This window comes from Natronoarchaeum mannanilyticum, assembly GCF_039522665.1.
Taxonomy (GTDB): domain Archaea; phylum Halobacteriota; class Halobacteria; order Halobacteriales; family Natronoarchaeaceae; genus Natronoarchaeum; species Natronoarchaeum mannanilyticum.
Map to the genome: position 1 here is coordinate 183,891 of NZ_BAAADV010000008.1, position 14,125 is coordinate 198,015.

The 14,125-nt window shown below is 64.7% G+C and carries 12 protein-coding genes; 8 read left to right on the forward strand and 4 right to left on the reverse strand.

The features are described 5' to 3' along the window. Positions 1-5: 5 nt before the first annotated feature. Positions 6-1,307 (forward strand): phenylacetate--CoA ligase PaaK, encoded by a 1,302-nt coding sequence (paaK, locus tag ABDZ81_RS17605; protein WP_343775787.1) that lies wholly within the window; start codon positions 6-8, stop codon positions 1,305-1,307. Here the strand turns inward: paaK and ABDZ81_RS17610 are convergent. After that, positions 1,290-2,582, reverse strand: coding sequence for an RNA-guided endonuclease InsQ/TnpB family protein (locus tag ABDZ81_RS17610; RefSeq protein ID WP_343775790.1), 1,293 nt, complete (start codon positions 2,580-2,582; stop codon positions 1,290-1,292). The genes paaK and ABDZ81_RS17610 overlap by 18 nt on opposite strands. A 215-nt stretch (positions 2,583-2,797) precedes the next feature. On the opposite strand from ABDZ81_RS17610, the gene ABDZ81_RS17615 reads away from it, so the two are divergent. Both ABDZ81_RS17615 and ABDZ81_RS17620 read left to right on the forward strand, forming a co-directional pair. Next, positions 2,798-3,181, forward strand: coding sequence for a PaaI family thioesterase (locus ABDZ81_RS17615; protein WP_343775793.1), 384 nt, complete (start codon positions 2,798-2,800; stop codon positions 3,179-3,181). 139 nt (positions 3,182-3,320) lie between these two features. Continuing rightward, positions 3,321-6,050 (forward strand): penicillin acylase family protein, encoded by a 2,730-nt coding sequence (locus tag ABDZ81_RS17620; RefSeq protein ID WP_343775795.1) that lies wholly within the window; start codon positions 3,321-3,323, stop codon positions 6,048-6,050. An 84-nt stretch (positions 6,051-6,134) separates the two neighbouring features. Here the strand turns inward: ABDZ81_RS17620 and ABDZ81_RS17625 are convergent, their stop codons facing one another. The 3 genes from ABDZ81_RS17625 to ABDZ81_RS17635 form a co-directional block, all read right to left on the reverse strand. Continuing rightward, a complete protein-coding gene (locus ABDZ81_RS17625; protein WP_343775798.1) occupies positions 6,135-6,335 on the reverse strand; it encodes a DUF8027 family protein in 201 nt (66 codons plus the stop codon). A gap of 78 nt (positions 6,336-6,413) precedes the next feature. Next, the gene (locus tag ABDZ81_RS17630; RefSeq protein ID WP_343775801.1) at positions 6,414-7,004 is read right to left on the reverse strand and encodes an HD domain-containing protein; all 591 of its coding nucleotides are present in this window, start codon (positions 7,002-7,004) and stop codon (positions 6,414-6,416) included. 3 nt (positions 7,005-7,007) lie between these two features. Then, positions 7,008-7,724 (reverse strand): EthD domain-containing protein, encoded by a 717-nt coding sequence (locus ABDZ81_RS17635; protein WP_343775804.1) that lies wholly within the window; start codon positions 7,722-7,724, stop codon positions 7,008-7,010. Between the two features lie 140 nt (positions 7,725-7,864). Between ABDZ81_RS17635 and ABDZ81_RS17640 the strand changes: the two genes are divergently transcribed. The 5 genes from ABDZ81_RS17640 (at position 7,865) to ABDZ81_RS17660 (ending at position 14,066) form a co-directional block, all read left to right on the forward strand. Then, positions 7,865-9,226: an NAD-dependent succinate-semialdehyde dehydrogenase gene (locus ABDZ81_RS17640; RefSeq protein WP_343775807.1), complete on the forward strand. Its 1,362-nt coding sequence runs from the start codon at positions 7,865-7,867 to the stop codon at positions 9,224-9,226. 84 nt (positions 9,227-9,310) lie between these two features. Further along, a complete protein-coding gene (locus tag ABDZ81_RS17645) occupies positions 9,311-10,552 on the forward strand; it encodes an ABC transporter substrate-binding protein (RefSeq protein WP_343775810.1) in 1,242 nt (413 codons plus the stop codon). Between the two features lie 7 nt (positions 10,553-10,559). Beyond that, positions 10,560-12,590 (forward strand): ABC transporter permease, encoded by a 2,031-nt coding sequence (locus tag ABDZ81_RS17650; protein ID WP_343775813.1) that lies wholly within the window; start codon positions 10,560-10,562, stop codon positions 12,588-12,590. Then, complete coding sequence (locus tag ABDZ81_RS17655; protein WP_343775816.1) at positions 12,583-13,347, forward strand: ABC transporter ATP-binding protein; 765 nt, start codon at positions 12,583-12,585, stop codon at positions 13,345-13,347. Before ABDZ81_RS17650 ends, ABDZ81_RS17655 begins: the two co-directional genes overlap by 8 nt. Further along, the gene (locus ABDZ81_RS17660) at positions 13,344-14,066 is read left to right on the forward strand and encodes an ABC transporter ATP-binding protein (RefSeq protein ID WP_343775819.1); all 723 of its coding nucleotides are present in this window, start codon (positions 13,344-13,346) and stop codon (positions 14,064-14,066) included. Before ABDZ81_RS17655 ends, ABDZ81_RS17660 begins: the two co-directional genes overlap by 4 nt. Positions 14,067-14,125: the final 59 nt, after the last annotated feature.

Here is a 14,125-nt window from a genome sequence, read left to right on the forward strand (position 1 = left end):
AGAGGATGAGACACAGTAACGAGTCTCTCGACCGCTCGGAGCTGCGCGAGGTACAGGCGGACAGGCTCCGCGAGACGGTCGCACGCGCATACGAGAACGTTCCGTTCTACCGCGAGACGCTCGACGACGCCGGAGTCGACCCCGAGGACATCGACAGCATCGAGGACGTCACGAAGTTGCCGATGACGACGAAGGAGGCTTTCCGCGACGAGTATCCCGACGGCCTGTTCGCCGTCGACGACGAAGAAGTCGCCCGCATCCACGCCTCCTCGGGCACGACCGGCAAGCCAAAAATCGTCTCGTACACCGACGAGGATCTCGATCTGTGGGGTGAGACGATGGCTCGTTCGCTGTCGGCCGCCGGCGTCGACCCCGGCGACACCGTCCAGAACGCCTACGGCTACGGCCTCTTCACCGGCGGCCTGGGCTTTCACGAGGGCGCCGAAACGCTCGGGACGACAGTCGTCCCGACCAGCAGCGGCGGGACGCAGCGACAGATCGAACTCGCCGACGACCTTGACAGCGACGTCCTCGCGTGTACGCCCTCCTACGCGCTGTACTTCGCCGAGACCGCCGAGGAGATGGGGTACGACCCCCGCGAACTGTCCATCTCGGTGATCGCCTACGGCGCCGAGACCTGCACGGAGCCGATGCGCGAGGAGATCGAGGACGCGCTCGACGCCACCGGCATCAACAACTACGGGCTCTCGGAGATCATCGGCCCCGGCGTCGCTGCCGAGTGCCACGAGGCCCAGGACGGCCTGCACGTCTGGGAGGACCACTTCTACCCGGAGGTCGTCGACCCGCGCACCGGCGAGCCCGTCGAGGACGGTGAGGAGGGCGAACTCGTCCTCACCACGCTCACCAAGGAAGCACTGCCGGTCCTGCGGTACCGCACGGGCGATCTGACGACGCTGAACTACGAGGAGTGCGAGTGCGGCCGCACGATGGTGCGCATGGACAACGTCACCGGCCGCACCGACGACTTGCTCGTCGTCCGGGGCGTGAACCTCTACCCCAGCGAGATCGAGCACACGGTCGTCGACATCGACGGCGTCGCTCCACACTACCGTATCGACCTGTATCAGGAGGACAACCTCGACGTGCTGGAGTTGACCATCGAGCGCGCCGAGGAGGTCGACCGCAGCGACGAGGCGCTGCGCGAGGACATCCTGACCCGGCTGGAGAACGTCCTCTCGTTCACTCCCGACGAGCTTGAACTGGTCCCGGCCGGCGGCATCGAGCGCACCGAGGTCGGCAAAGTCCAGCGCGTCTACGACCACCGCGAGTCAGCTACCTACCCCTAAAGGGGTGGGCTTGTCAGTGGACTCTCGTTCTACCGACACGGGAGTGTCGGACGCCACTTCAGTAGCGTTCACGGTCATCACCCCTGACTTCAGGGCGTACTGACAGAACGCCCCTCCAGTAGGGGACTTCTGCCCCCGCTGGAGTTTGAGCGCGAGTTTCCGCGCCACGTTCTTCGCCGCGTTATAATCCGCATTCGCTGCGTACCCACAGTCACGGCACTCGAAGTGCTGGTCGTCCCGGTTTTCTTCAAGGGTACACCCACACTTCGAACACTGCTGGCTCGTGTACTGTGGCTTCACCGCGTCCACAACGATGCCGTACTCTTCAGCCTTGTACTCGACCATCATCTGGAGGGCGTTGAACGCCCACTGCTGGAACTTCTTCCCGTCGCTGATACGTTCTCGAATCCGCTCTAACTTCTCGAACGCGATATGCGTGCAACCGTGGAGGCGAGCCTCCTCAATAATGGCCTTGGAACACTGGTGGAGATAGTCTTCACTCCAGCGTCCGAACCTGTCACCGATACGCTGGAAGGTCAAGTGGGCGCTCCGCGTGCCCGTCTGTTGCAGGCTGGCGCGGCGTTTTTCGAACTCGCGGCGGTGATGGTTGAGGTAGTCGGCGTTCCCGATGAACCGACCCGTGCTGGTGACGGCGATGTGGTCGTTGACGTTGCAGTCCACGCCGAGGACCTTCGAATCCTCGGCTTTCTCAGGACTATCAACGTCGAGTTCCCGCTCCATCACCGCGTGGAGGTAGAACTCGTCGGCTTCGCTGTCGTAGTGGACGGTACTGGTTGAGAAAGGGTAGCTGTCGTTCAGCAGGTACTCGCCATGCGGTGTTCTTCCAGGGTCGTCGGGAAGGTCGTACTCGCATTCGACCCTCCCGTTGACGGTGGCGAGGCTCACCTTGTCGCGGTAGTAGGTGGCTGCTCGCTTGTCGTAGACGATGCTGAACGTGTCGTACTCTGGCTTGCTAGTGTTTTCGCCGTCAGCAAGCCTGTCAACGCAGCTGTCGATGTCATCAGTGGCGCGTTTGATGGCTTTCTGCACGAGGTTCGCGTGCAGTCCGTCGGTTTCTTCTCGGAGGTCGTCGTAAATGGCGTCTTCAGCTTCGCTTTTGCTGGTCACACAGTCCTCGTCTGGGTAGCGCCATGCCCAGTCTGCGGTGCGGTTGGCGCAGTACTGGAATTTGGAGTTGGTGGCGTGGAGGTCACTCTTGCGGTCGTCGGGCACGTCGAGGCGGACGCGCACGGTGCGAGTTACCTCCCACGCCATCTGTATCACAGTACTGTCCACCCTTTATTAATATTTTTGAATAACGTTGGAGAGTCGGCAGTGCTGTTTTCGGTGGTTTGTGGTAATGTGGCTTACGCGCTTCCCCCCCACGGCTAAAGCCGTGGGCTTCCGCGCTGTTACCACTGTGAGCGCGAACGCGGGACCGCCGGAACATCAACGTTTATTCGTGCGCCTCTGGAAACTGATAGACGAGTATGGACATCGAAGCGTTCTTCGAGAACATGCCGTTCGCCGACCTGCTCGGCGTCGAAGTGACCACCGTCGACGACGGCCACGCCGAAGGACACATCGAGATGCGCGAGGAACTGTCCTGGAACGAGGACAAAGTGATGGCCCACGGCGGCGTGACGTTCACGCTCGCCGACACCGTCGGCGGGGCGGCGCTGGTCTCGATCGTCGACCAGCCGGTCCCGACGATCGACATGCGCATCGACTACCTGGAAGCCGGAACCGGCGACCTCCGGGCCGAAGCCGACGTGGTCCGACAGGGCGGCGACGTCGGCGTCGTCGACGTCGACGTCTACGCCGAGGACGGCGCCCACGTCGCGGACGCGCGCGGCGTGTACAAGACTGGCTGACGGGAGCGAGAGTCGGTGCAGGCGACGCCCGGATTGGGCTCGGTGTACCACCGTTCTCGCGGGAAATTCCTGAAACGCCAGTCGTACGTTCGCTAGTACACCCCCAATTATTATTATATTCTTTCTCGGAACAGTTACTGTGCCGGAGAATACTCGACAGAACTGGCAAGGCGTATCGCGACGCGACGTCCTGAAAGCGGGCACGGCAGTCGCCGGAATCGCCGGCGGCGTCACCCAGACGGAGCTGGCCTACGCCCGGCCCGGCAAGAAGCCGGTCACGGTGAGGATAAAGCGCGACGAGTACGGCGTCCCGCACATCTACGCGCGGGGCGGCGACAGTCGCGCGCCGGTGTTCTACGGGTACGGCTACGCGACGGCGGAGGACAGGCTCTACCAGCTCGAACTCTACCGTCGCTACTACCACGGAACCGTCGCGGCGGTCCTCGGCGAAGGTGAGGGCGACAACGACTGGGTCCAGTTCGACAAGGAGGCCCGCCGGAACACGGCGGGCGAGCCCTCCCTCGACGAGCAGGCCCAGGAGCAGCTGACCGAGGAGCAACGCGGCGTGTTGCAGGCCTTCACCGACGGCATCAATCGATACATCCGCGAAGTCCGCGACAGCGACGATCGAGAGTTCCACAAGGGGTTCCAGGACCACGGCTTCGAGCCCGACGAGTTCACGACGGAGGACGCCGCCGGGATGTTCGTCGGGAGCATGGCGTACTTCAGCGGCTTCCAGCTGGAGACGCTGGGCGCGACGGTCGTCGACATGCTGGCCGAAAAGACCGGCGACGAGGATGAGGCGATGGAGCTGTTCGAGGACCTCAACTGGGGGAACGACCCCGGCGCGCCGACCTCGACCGTCCAGTCCGGCGAGGGGTACACGCCGCCGTACACGGACGTCGAGACGGGACGGACGAGCGCGACCGAACCGGCAGAGCGCGGGTCGTCCGGCGAGACGGCGTCGGCGAGCAATCGCATCACGGGCGGAAACTTCGCGATCCCGACCGACGCGCAGGCGGTCCACGAAGCCGAGATGGAGCGGGTCCGGACGCTCGCGACCGGGCTCGACGAGCTCGGGCTCCCCATCAAGTACGGCAGCAACGCGCTCGCGGTGCAGGGCGAGGTGACCGAGAGCGGCGACGCCCTGCTGATGGGCGGTCCCCAGATGGGGTTCAACACGCCCTCCATCATGTACGAGGCGGGGCTGCACGGGCCGGACTTCGACGTCGCGGGCATCACCGTCGCGGGCTACCCGTTCATCATGTTCGGGCACAACCGCAACGGCGCGATGACCTCGACGGCGGGCATCGACAACTGCCTCCAGATGTTCACCGAGTCCATCACCGTCAACGAGGACGGCCCCGACACCTACGCCTTCCGGGGCGAGGAACACGAGGTCGAGACCGAGGAGAAGACGATCGAGGTCGCGGACGGCGAGAACGTGACCTACACCGAGCGGCTCACCCGCCACGGGGTCGTCACGCAGTGGGATCCCGACAACGGCCAGGCGCTGGCCCAGACCAAGTCCTACTCCGGCAGGCACATGAACTCCTGGCGGGCCTACTACGAGGCCCAGTTCGCGTCGGACGTCGAGGAGTTCAAGCAGGCGGCCCAGCGCTGTGACTACGCACTGAACTTCATGTGGGCCGACAAGAGCGGCGACATCGGCTACTTCCACCTCGGGCGCTACCCCGACGCCGAGAGCGTCGAGTGGGACACACGCCTGCCCGCCGACGGGACGAAGTACGAACTCACCGAGGACGACTACCTGAGAGCCGCGGACGGGGACGTTCCCTACGCCATCAACCCCGATCCCGGCTACTCGGCGCAGTGGAACAACAAGCCCGCGCCCGACTGGAACAACGGCGATCTGAGCTACTCCTGGTCGACCGACCACCGCGTCCAGCGCATCATCAACCTCGTGGAGCACCGTCTCTGTGACCACGGTGCGGTCGACTACGAGTTCATGAAGGAGGTCGTCTACGACATCGCCTTCGTGGATCTCCGGTCGATACGGTACAAGGACCACCTGCTGGACGCGCTGGAGGACGCCGATCTCTCCGAGACCGAACGGCGGGCGAAGGCGCAACTCGAATCCTGGGGACACCTCCGGCAGGCGGACGGGGAGGACCACACCGGCCAGTACCCCGCCGGCTACACGATCTGGGACGCCACGTTCCCGAAGATCCTCCGGGAGGTGTTCGCGGAGACGCTCGGTAGCGCGTACGACCCGGCGTCGTACTTCCTCAACTACGACTACGGCCGCGGGACGCTGATGCGGGTGCTCAATCCCGACGAGACCGCACTGTCGACGGGAGCCGACTACGTCGGCGACAGCCCGGACGACGAACTCGTCGGCGCGTTCCGGGCGGCCGTCTCGGAGCTCGATGAGGAGTCCGACGGCGATCCCTCGACCTGGCGATCGGACGCGCGCATCGAGGAGTTCGACAACATGGCGCTGTTCGGCATGCCCATCGGCGTCACGACGGCCGGCGAGATGGCCTGGGTGAACCGCGGAACGGAGAACCACATCGTCCGCCTCGGCGACGACCTCGAAGCCGAGAACGTCCTCCCGCCGGGCAACGACGGCTACGTCGCCCCCGACGGGTCGACCGGCGACCACTACGACGATCAGCTCGAACTGTTCCGCGACTTCGAGTACAAGCCGCTGCTGTTCGGCGACGGCGAGGTCAACGCCGCGGCGGAGTCGACGCAGACGCTGACCCCGAGATCCGGGAACGGTCGGCGTCGAGGTCCACCGCAACGTCCAGGCAATTCCGACCGCGACAGGGACCGGGACGCTGACTGCTGCGGCGACGAGCACGGGCGGGGTGAACGGCGGAACGGAGACGCCGGACGAAACTAGACGCGGATTCACCGCCCTGTCGGGTCGGCCGCGGTCCCGGGGTCGGTGCCCCTCTGGCCCGCGAACGGGATGACGAGTACGGGATCAGGAGGAGTCCGGTAGCTTCCCTCGCCGCTCGAAGATCGACTTTATTTCCGAACTCTCGAGGAGGTCGAGGAGGCTCTCGTCGCCGCTGCGGTAGGATTCCCACTCCTCGTCGGTGAGATACTCCTGTTTTTCCTCCGTCGTGAGGAGATCCTCGAGCGTGTCGTCGATGTCTTCGGGGTCGTAGCCTGGGATCGGCATATATAGCTAGACTAACTCGGCTCCCTTATACTGTGGGGCGGACTACCACACTGCGACGAGAAGCGGACTGCGATCGAGTCACTCCTGGGTCTGGGAGTACTGGTCGACCCACTCCTGAAGCGTGATGCCCATCGCGGACTGGGTGATCGCGTTCGAGGACGCGGAGTTGGCGCTCTTGACGAGTTCGGCCTCCACGGTGCGAGTGGGGATCTCGCCGATGAAGTGTGGAATCGCACGCTGGACGGCCAGCGGACAGCCGACCTCGTGGGCGAGCGCGTAGCCCGACAGCGAGTGGGGGATCTCTTCGGTCGCGTACGTCGGGTCCGGTTCCAGGAGTTTCTCCTCGTCGACGAAGTCGACGTACTCGTAGCACTTCCCCACGTCGTGGAGGAGCGTCGCGGCCACGATGACGTCCATGTCGGGGTCGGCGCCGTGGAACTCCCGCTGTTCTTGCGCTGACTCGCGCGCGATGCGCGTGACGCCCCGGACGTGTTCGACGTTGGTCACCTCGTGGATGTTCCAGGCGTAGGGAACGTCCGCGATGTCGCGCCAGCCGCCGCGGTCGAGCGCGAGCGTCCACGCCTCGACGACCTTCTCTCGCAGCCCCTCCGAGGAGATATAGTCGAGTTCGGGAAACGCCTCTCTGACCTGCGTCTCGTAGTCCGGCATGGTTTAGCCCTGATCTTTGACGAGCCGTTCCCACCCGATGAACCGGGGCCGCTCGTCGATCGCCAGGAAGTTGTCCACGTCCTCGCGGGCCTCTTTGGCCTTCCCGCCCGGCGCGTCGTAGTCCCGGGATCCCTCGCTCCCGAGTGCCCGGTAGAGCTTGTCCAGATCCTCGAAGTAGAGTTCGGCGACGCCGTCGAACTCCGCGTTCTCGGGGTCGGTCGGGATGACCGTGTTGTACTTGACGACGCCCTCGATCTCGCGGGCGATGGGCGTGTGGTTGTTCTGCCAGTGGTCGATGAACTCCTCGTGGGTCATGTCGTCCTGCCGGACGAGAAAGGCGGAGTGTTTGTAGAGGCCGTCCGTGTCGCCGTCGACCTCGTCTTTCTGGACGATCTCCTCGCCGATGATGCGCGGCCGCTCCTCGACGGCGAGGAAGTTATCCACGTCGTCGCGCGCCTCGGCGGCGATCTCCTTCGTCGGGTCGTAGTCGCGGGAGCCGGGACTCCCCAGCGCCTCGTACAGGTCCTCCAGCGTCTCGAAGTACAGTTCGGCTAACCCGTCGAACTCGGCGTGTTCGGGCTCGGTCGGGAGCACCTGCTGGTAGCGGACGACGCCCTCGATGTCTTTTGCGATGGGCGTGTGGTTGTTCTGCCAGTACTCGACGAACTCCTCGTGGGACATCCCCGCTTGTCGTACTAACAGAGCGACGTGCTTGTACATCGAGCGTCTCTTCGACAGGATTACAGATAAAACCTATTGCTGGCGCCGATCCGGCCCGTTCGGTCGCTCGACGGTGGGGCTCGTCCGGGGTCTCCCCGGCAAAACCACTAATACCCTATGTGTATGATTCGTATACAAGTATGGAAGCAACGAACCCTGCGACGGGGGAGCAGATAGCCACCTACGACGAGGACGACGAGGGCGACATCGAGGCGAAACTCCGGACGGCCCAGTCGACCTTCGAGGAGTGGCGCGACGTCCCCCTCCGCGAGCGCGAACGACTGCTCGAAAACGCCGGCGAGGTCCTCCGTGAGAACAAAGAGCGGTACGCCCGGCTGATGACCGAAGAGATGGGGAAACCCATCGCGCAAGCCCGGGCGGAAGTCGAGAAGTGCGCGTGGGCGTGCGACCACTACGCGGAGTACGCCCACGCGTACCTCGCCGACGAACACCACCCGAGTCCGCCGGGCACGGAGGTCAAGACCGTCCACGATCCGCTGGGGCCGGTGCTGGCGGTGATGCCTTGGAACTACCCATTCTGGCAGGTCATCCGCTTTGCCGCGCCCTACGTCACCGCGGGCAACGTCGGCCTGCTCAAGCACGCCTCGAACGTGCCGGGCTGTGCGCTGGCGCTCGAGGAGGTCTTCGAGGAAGCCGGCTACCCCGAAGGCGTCTTCCAGACGCTGCTCGTCGGCTCCAGCAAAATCGACGGGGTTCTCCGGGACGACCGCATCCGCGCAGCGACGCTGACCGGCAGCGGCCCGGCGGGCCGGACCGTCGCAGAGACGGCCGGCAACCAGCTCAAAAAGACGGTGCTGGAACTGGGCGGGTCGGACCCCTTCGTCGTGCTGGACGATGCGGACCTGGAGGCGGCCGTCGAGACGGGCGTGACGGCGCGCACCCAGAACGGCGGCCAGTCGTGCATCGCGGCCAAGCGCTTCGTCGTCCACACGGACGTCTACGACGAGTACGTCGACCGCCTCGTCGACGCCTTCGAGGCGCTGACCGTCGGCGACCCCACTGCCGAGGAGACCGACGTCGGTCCACAGGCCGACCCCGACCTGATGGCCGAACTGCACGAGCAGGTCACGCAAAGCATCGAGGCGGGTGCGACGGTGGTGACCGGCGGGGAGCCACTCGACCGCGAGGGCGCGTTCTACCCGCCGACCGTGCTGACCGACGTGCCGGAGGGCTGTCCCGCGGACACCGAGGAGACGTTCGGCCCCGTCGCGACCGTCTACGAGGTCGCCGATGAAGACGAAGCGATCGACGTCGCCAACGACACGCGCTTCGGGCTGGGTGCGAGCCTCTGGACCGATGACCGCGAACGCGCCCAGCGACTCGCACGCGAGGTAGAAGCGGGCTGCGTCTACATCAACCAGATGACGAAGTCCGATCCGCGCGTCCCCTTCGGCGGCATCAAAGACGCGGGGTACGGGCGCGAGCTGTCCGAAGCCGGTATCAAAGAGTTCGTCAACCGCAAGACCGTCTGGACCGAGTGACCCGCCCGCTGGCGCAGTCTCTCATCTCATTTCCCTTATGACACAAGATTTTAATAGTTAATAACCGTCAATCCCCTTGTGACGATGGAGCACACAGGAGACTCTACGGACGGGACTGTTCGGAGAACGACGTCGCGTCGAAAATTCCTCGCGGCGGCGGGGGCGACCGGCACGCTCGCGCTTGCCGGCTGTAGCGGCGGGTCGAGCGCCGAAACCGTTACGATCGCGAGCCTGAACCCGATGAGCGGGTCCTACAGCACGCTCGGTCCGAGCCAGCGCAACGGCGCCCAGCTCGCCCGCGACGAGATCAACGACAACGAGGACTACGACTTCGAGGTCGAACTGGCCGAGGGCGACACGGAGACGTCGACGGGCCCGGCCCAGTCGGAGGCCCAGCGCGTCGTCCAGGAGGAAGGCGCGGACTACATCGTCGGCGCGATCTCCAGTTCGGTGGCGCTGGCGCTCAACGAGTTCGCCAACCAACAGGAGATCGTCTACTTCCCGGGTGCGGCGGCCGTCCCCGTCACGGGGTCGGCGTGTAACCAGTGGGTCTTCCGGTTCGAGCACAACACGGCCCAGATTGCCGAGGCGATCTCGGCGTACACGGTGAACAACCTCGGGACGAACGTCTGGTTCCACACGGCCGACTACGCCTACGGCGAGTCCGTCTACGAGCGCGTCAGCGAGCGGATGGCGAGTGCCAACGACAACTACAACGAAGTCGGCACTTCGACCTCCGAACTGGGATCGTCGAACTACGGGTCCTACATCAGCGAAATCAGCAACTCCAACGCCGACGTGGCCGTCCTCGGGATGACGGGCGGCGATCTCGTGAGTTTCACGAACCAGGCCGCCGACCAGGGGCTCACCGACGAGGTGGCGCTGGTCTCGGGCACCCAGTCCTTCCAGAGCGTCCGCGCGGCGACGGGCGCTAACAGCGTCGGCACCTACGGCGGCGTCCGCTACCTGCCGTCGCTGGAACTGGGCGACAACCAGAACTTCGTCGAGGCCTACCAGGGCGAGAACGACGGTCCGCCGGGGAACTTCGCGCGCGTCGGCTACGACTCGGTGCGCCTCATCGCCAAGGGGATGAACGAAGCGGACAGCACCGACCCCGCAGACGCCCGTGACGCCCTCGAGGGAGGGACCTTCACGACCGTCCTCGGAGACATCACGCTCCGGGAAGGGGATCGTCAGGCGACCAACCCGGTCTGGATGGGCGAGATCGTCGAAGGGAGCGGTGAGATGCCCGGCGTCGAACTCATCAACGAGGTCTCCGGCGAGGACGCCCTCCCGCCCGCTAGCGAACTCGGCTGTAACGTGTAACCCGTCCATGGTAGTCGCAGATTTCATCGAACAACTGCTGAACGGCATCACGCTCGGGATGGTGTACGTCCTGGTAGCCGCGGGACTGTCCGTCATCTTCGGCGTGATGGACGTCATCAACTTCTCTCACGGCGAGCTGTTCGCTCTCGGCGCCTACTTCGCGCTGAGCATCGTCAATCCGCTCGGTCCGGGGGTCGGGTTCTGGGTCGCGCTGATCGTCGCACCGCTCATCGTCGGCGTCATCGGCGCCGCCATCGAACGGACGACCGTCCGTCCGCTGTACGGCCGGAACCCGCTCTATCACATCCTGTTGACGTTCGGGCTCGTCCTCATCATCAGCGATCTCATCGAACTCGGCTGGGGGACCGATCGCCAGCAGTTGGCCGTCCCGGCGTACCTCTCCCAGCCCGTCGAGTTCTTTTCGATTCAGCTGTCGGTGTATAACTACTTCATCATCGTCTTCGGCGCGCTGCTGGCGGCCGCAACCTGGTATCTCCTCAACCGGACGAAGTACGGGATGATAATCAGGGCGGGCTCACAGGACCGCGAGATGGTCCGCAACGTCGGCATCGACATCGACCGCTACTACACGCTCGTGTTCGGGGTCGGCGCCGCGCTTGCGGCCGTCGCCGGCGTCGTCCTCGGCGGCTACCAGAACGTCAACACGACGATGGGCAACGGCGTCATCATCACGGCGTTCGTCATCGTCGTCCTCGGGGGGCTCGGGAGCTTCCGCGGGGCCGTCTTCGGCGGGCTCCTCGTCGGCGTCGTCCAGACGCTGATGCGGACCTACAGCGGGACGGAGCTCTTCGAGGTCGGGGGCGTCGGTCTGAGCATCCCCAACCTGGAAGGGCTGACCGTCTTTCTGCTGATGATCGGCGTGTTGCTCCTGAAGCCCCAGGGCCTGTTCGGAACGCGAGGTGAGGAGTCCGAGGGCGGCGAGGGCGACATTCTCGTCGGCGGGCACGGCGGGTTCCTGTCCGACAGCACGCGGACGAAACTCGGCGTCGTCCTCGTCGCGTTGCTGGTGCTCGCGCCGTTCGCGGCGCTGTTCCTCGGCAACCGCTACTACATCGTCCTCCTCAACGAGATCGTCATCTGGGCGCTGTTCGCGCTCAGTCTCGACATCGTGATGGGCTACGCGGGACTGGTCCCGCTCGGGCACACGATGTTCTACGGCGTCGGCGCGTACGCGGCGGCGCTGGTGACGCTTCACTACACGCAGTCGATAGTTGTGTCGCTGTTCGTTGCGGTCGTCATCTGCGCCGTCCTCGCGTGGATCGTCGGGAGCCTCTCGATTCGGGTCTCTGGCGTCTACTTCGCGATGATCACGCTCGCGTTCGCCGAACTGTTCTACAACGCCGTCGTCAAGTTCGAGTTCACCGGCGGGAGCGACGGGCTGCTCCTGCGCGAGGCGCCGTTTATCGGCATCGCCGGGATCGGGGCCGAGCTCGGGGACATCGAGTTCATGATACTGGGACTCGAGCTGGAACAGATGACGGTGTTCTACTACCTCGCGCTCGCACTGACGATACTGTCGTTCCTGTTCGCCCGGCGGCTGATGAACGCGCCCTTCGGGAGCGTGCTCCAGTCGATTCGGGAAAGCGAGGACCGCGCGGAGTTCATCGGCTACGACACGATCAAGTATAAGCGCCGCGCGTTCGTCGTCAGCGGCGGTATGGCCGGCCTCGCGGGCGGGCTGCTCGCGGCGAGTCCGATCACGTTCATCATCTCGCGGGACCAGACGCTCGCCTGGATTCACTCCGGCGAGGTCATCGTCATGGCCCTGCTCGGCGGGATGGGAACGCTGTTCGGCCCGATGCTCGGAGCCGGCGCGTTCATCGGCGCCGAAGAGATCCTCTCGGGGTACACCGAGCAGTGGCAGCTGGTCATCGGGACCATCTTCGTGCTGTTCGTGCTGTTCGTTCCGCGCGGACTCGTCTCGGTGCCGTCACTGCTGAACCAGCGCTTCCGACAGTCACACGAGGAGGAGACGCCCATCGGACCCGACGAGACGGAGGTGAAATCGGATGACTGACACGGTACTCGAAACCGACGGTCTGACGAAGCGGTTCGGCGAGCTGACCGCCGTCGACGACGTCAGCCTCGAAGTCGAAGACGGCGAGTTCAGGAGCGTCATCGGCCCCAACGGTGCCGGGAAGACGACGACGTTCAATCTCATCACTGGGGCACTCACCCCGACGGAGGGGTCGGTTAGATTCCAGGGTAAAGACATTACGAGTATGTCGCCCCACAACCGCGTCAGACGCGGTCTCGGCCGTTCCTTCCAAATCACGAACGTCTTCGGCGGACTCACCGTCCGGGAGAACGTCCGTATCGCCGCACAGGCGGTCCACGGCGACGACATCAACCTCGGCGAAGCGATGTTCCGCGACAAGAACTCCTTTGCGGACATCAACGACCGAACGACGGAGGTGCTGGACCAGGTCGGCCTGCGAGAGCGGAGCGACGAGCTCGCGGAGACGCTAGCCTACGGCGACCAGCGCCGCCTCGAAATCGGGCTCGTCCTCGCGACGGACCCGAAGCTCGTCATGCTCGATGAACCCACCGCGGGGATGAGCAGCGAGGAAACCGAGTCGACGATGGAGCTCATCAGCGACGTGCTCGCCGACCAGTCGCTGATGCTCATCGAACACGATATCGACCTCGTCATGCGCGTCTCCGACCGGATTACCGTTCTGACGCGGGGGCAGGAGCTGGCGACCGGATCGCCCGACGAGATCGCCGACAACGAGGACGTCCGAGACGCGTACCTCGGAGGTGTACGAGAATGAGCGACACACTCCTCTCGCTGGCGAACGTCCACGCCGGCTACGACCTGACGAAAGTACTGCAAGGTGTCTCCTTCGACGTCGAGCGGGGCGGCGTCGTCTCGCTGGTCGGCCGCAACGGCGTCGGGAAGACGACGACGCTACGGTCGATCGTCGGAAACATCACGCCGACGGACGGCACGATAACGTTCGACGGAGAGGACATCACGACGACCAGCACCGAGGAGACGATACGGAACGGCATCGCGTTCGTCCCCGAAGAGCGTCGAATCTTCCCGGAGTTGACCGTCCGGGAGAACATCGAGATGGGCCGAATCGGCGTCGACGCGTCCGACGGCCCGTCCGTCGACGACATCCTCGATATGTTCGGTAACCTCGCCGAACGGGAGCACAAACACGGCTCGGTGCTCTCCGGCGGGGAACAGCAGATGCTCGCCATCGGCAGGGCGCTGACGTCCGACCCCGACCTCCTGTTGCTCGACGAACCGACCGAAGGGCTGGCGCCGTACATCGTCCGCCAGATAGAGGACATCATCGAGGATCTCAACGAGCAGGGCATCACCATCTTGGTCGTCGAGCAGAACATCCCCGTCGCACTCGACGTCTCGGACTACACCTACATCCTCGAGAAGGGGAAAATCGTCTACGAGGGGGATTCGGCGGCTGTCCAGAACGACCAGGAAGTCCTCGACAGACACCTCGGCGTGGGGCTCACGGACTGACCCGCGTTCGGTTGCCGTTTCGAAAACGCCTCCGTTTCGAACGAGCGATACATATTTCA